Genomic DNA, 1389 nt, shown 5'->3' with positions numbered 1-1389 from the left:
TAACTACAAGTACCAGGAACAAGAGCTTCAAGAGACAGGATTCTATGCATTTAAATGGCGTCAATATATGCCTGATGTTGGTAGGTTTTTTAATATTGATCCGCTTTCTGAAAAATACGCTTATCAAAGTCATTATAATTTTTCTGAAAATAGGGTTGTGGATGCAAGAGAATTGGAAGGATTGGAAGCAAAATTGGTGAATGAAAATACTGTTGAATGGAAAGCAAATGTAATTACTGGGACAACTATTGCTACTAACCAAATTGATAGTCACTTACAAGAGACAAGTAAAATACTTTCAGTTAATGGACTTACTATAAATTTAGTAAATGACCCTAAATCACCTTTTACAATTGACATGTCGCATCCAATTGGAGATATTAGAATACAACCAGATGGTACTATTAATTATGTTGCAGGAAAGGTAGCGAATATTGGAAATCCATTAGACCAAACAATCACATCTGATGGAACAGCTCGTACCACAGCTCATGAAATTGGACATGCTGCAGGGCTAGAACATCCATTTCATGGGGAGCAAACTCCGAATACTTCTGAAAATAAAGACAATTTGATGAATTCTTATAGCAATCCTGTTAAAGAATTACAATCTGATACAGGTACAAATGTTACTCAAAATCAAACAAATATAATGAAATCTACTATAACTGCAAGTCAAAGTAGATTAAATCAAATGGAAAAAAACCAAGTACAACAAAATAATCAACAAACGCAGGTTATTGATAACCAAAATAAACCTAAATAGTTATTATTATGAAAATCTACTTTTATATAACGATTATAATTTCTTTCATATTTTGTATGACAAGCTGTAATAATAAAAAATATTATTATCAAACTATGTCTCAAGCAAAAAAGGAAAATTTGATTTTTCAGGAAAATTATTATAAAGAAGCTAAAGGGAAATTTTTGCGAAAAGACAATCAAATATTATTAGTTTTTAATGGAGAGGCGTTTGCTGATTCTAAAGTTATAATTAATGATAAGGATACTTTGATATTTGACAAAAGCAATTCAATAAAATGTTTAGGAATGAAATTATATGTAATTGATAAATCTAAAAAGAAAATAAAACTTACGTCTTCAAAAAAAAGAAATATTGTTTTTCCAATAAAAGAGGAATATAATTATATAGAAATAAACGGTAGTTTCAATAATAAATGGGCTATTGTATATTCTGAGTTTTTTCCTCTTATTAAATGTCAATGATGATAATTAAAGATTTCCCGATGTCGCGGATTTGTAATCCGTGACAGATAAATAAAAAACCTTGCAATTTGCAAGGTTTTTTTGTGTTTTATAAAGCTGCTACATTTTTATTAAAGAAGTCTTTAAATTTTGTAATCTATCCAAACTTCAAAGTCCAGT

The 1389-nt window shown here is 28.9% G+C and carries 1 protein-coding gene and 1 pseudogene; both read left to right on the top strand.

Annotated elements, in window-relative coordinates:
- Window positions 1–766, top strand: a pseudogene (locus tag AC2A1C_RS15785) (hypothetical protein); the annotation flags it as partial.
- Between the two features lie 119 nt (window positions 767–885).
- Entirely contained in the window at window positions 886–1230 is a 345-nt protein-coding gene (locus AC2A1C_RS15780; RefSeq protein ID WP_484026888.1) for a hypothetical protein, read from the top strand.
- The last annotated feature ends 159 nt before the right edge of the window (window positions 1231–1389 follow it).

Source organism: Chryseobacterium sp. HNCC26DJ241 (assembly GCF_057180505.1).
The sequence above is the reverse complement of the archived record's forward strand: the minus strand, read 5'-3'. Positions and strand labels throughout refer to the sequence as shown.